Raw genomic sequence first — 1,500 nt, 5'->3', positions numbered from 1 at the left:
TCGTCGAGTGGCAGCAGCGTATGCTGCCGGAAAGCAACGATGATCGCCTCCTCCTCGATGGAAAGGACAGTCGACTTGGCTTCCTTGGGGCCAGTCGAACGATCGGTGACGGTCTCGCGCTGCTTCCTCTTCGCGACAGTCTTCTGGTTGATCCCGTAGCGCTTGGCGAGACCTCTCAGTCTCTCTTGACTATTTTGTATTGCTCGACGGACTGCCTCCGTCGTGGTGGCGCAGCCGTGTAAAATCTGTCCCATAGCGCTTCCTTCGAATCGTGCGACCAGGATGCACCATCAAAGTCTGGGACTAAACAATTGATGACGGCAGTCTGCTGGCGGATGAACAGATGGCGCGCTCGATGAAGCATCAGACAGCTCTGTTGCTCGATCGTCTTGGTTGGCACGACCCGCATGTTGGGTCTCGTGACCGCCTCGCAAATTGCCTCCGCGTCCGTGGTGTCGTTCTTCTGCCGCTTGACGTAGGGCTTCACATAGGCCGGAGGCATCAACCGCACCGTATGCCCCAACGCCTGCAGTTCGCGGGACCAGTAATGGGATGACGCGCAAGCCTCGATCCCCACTAGGCACGGCGACAACTTCTCAAAGAAGGACAGCACGAAACGGCGCTTGAGCTGGCGGCGGATCACCACCTGACCGGCTGCATCGACGCCATGCACTTGAAAGACCGACTTCGCGATATCCAGACCAATCGTCGAAATTGACTGCATAGGCTGCTCCTCCGAATCGTGGGAGCCTCAAACGGCGCCCACTCCTTGGCACTCTCGTGCCCGTGGAGGAGCCGTCCACAGCATCAAGCGCGGACATTGGCGGGCGATCTTTGAAGCGCTCGCCCGCTGCGGCAAAGACGGCGTGACTTTATCCATCGACTCCACCACGATCAAAGCGCATCGCTCGGCGAGCGGCGGAAAAGGGGGGAGCATGACCAAGCGATCGGCCGCTCGCGCGGCGGGCGGACCACGAAAATCCACGCGCTGAGCGACCCTGACTGCAGACCTTGCGCATTTCATCTCACTCCAGGCCAGGACGCTGATATTGCCGCAGCGCCAGCCCTTTTGGAACTCGCGCCACCCATGTCTGCCGTCATTGGCGACAAAGGGTACGACGGCGACGGCTTTCGAGCCGAAATCGTCGATCGTGGTGCCAAGCCCGCCATTCCAAACAAATCCAACAGGGTCACTCTCCACAGCTTCAGCAAACGCGCCTACAAGGGGCGCAACGTCATCGAGCGCTGTTTCTGCCGCGTCAAGGATTTCAGGCGTGTCGCAACTCGCTACGACAAACTAGCCAGGAACTTCTTGGCTGCCGTCCATCTCGCCGCCATCGTTGCCTATTGGATCAATTGAGTCCGAGCCCTAACACTACTTTGGCAGAATCCATTTGCGCCAGTGTTTTTCAAGGATTTGTTTTCGGCAGTATGGACACCGTTGAGACGGCGGCCGAAGGATGAGATCGACGATGGCGTGACGTACGGCGGGCATGGTTG

At 58.8% G+C, this 1,500-nt stretch carries 3 pseudogenes; 1 reads left to right on the top strand and 2 read right to left on the bottom strand.

From position 1 onward, the window contains the following. Nucleotides 1-254, bottom strand: a pseudogene (locus tag CVM73_RS38650) (IS481 family transposase); the annotation flags it as partial. Nucleotides 255-304: 50 nt separating this feature from the next. After that, nucleotides 305-724, bottom strand: a pseudogene (locus tag CVM73_RS38645) (IS110 family RNA-guided transposase); the annotation flags it as partial. A gap of 85 nt (nucleotides 725-809) precedes the next feature. On the opposite strand from CVM73_RS38645, the pseudogene CVM73_RS38640 reads away from it, so the two are divergent. After that, nucleotides 810-1,360, top strand: a pseudogene (locus CVM73_RS38640) (IS5 family transposase); the annotation flags it as partial. Between the last annotated feature and the right edge of the window lie 140 nt (nucleotides 1,361-1,500).

Origin of the sequence: Bradyrhizobium forestalis (assembly GCF_002795245.1) — a bacterium.
Lineage (GTDB): Bacteria > Pseudomonadota > Alphaproteobacteria > Rhizobiales > Xanthobacteraceae > Bradyrhizobium > Bradyrhizobium forestalis.
This window is presented reverse-complemented; position numbering and strand designations above follow the sequence as displayed.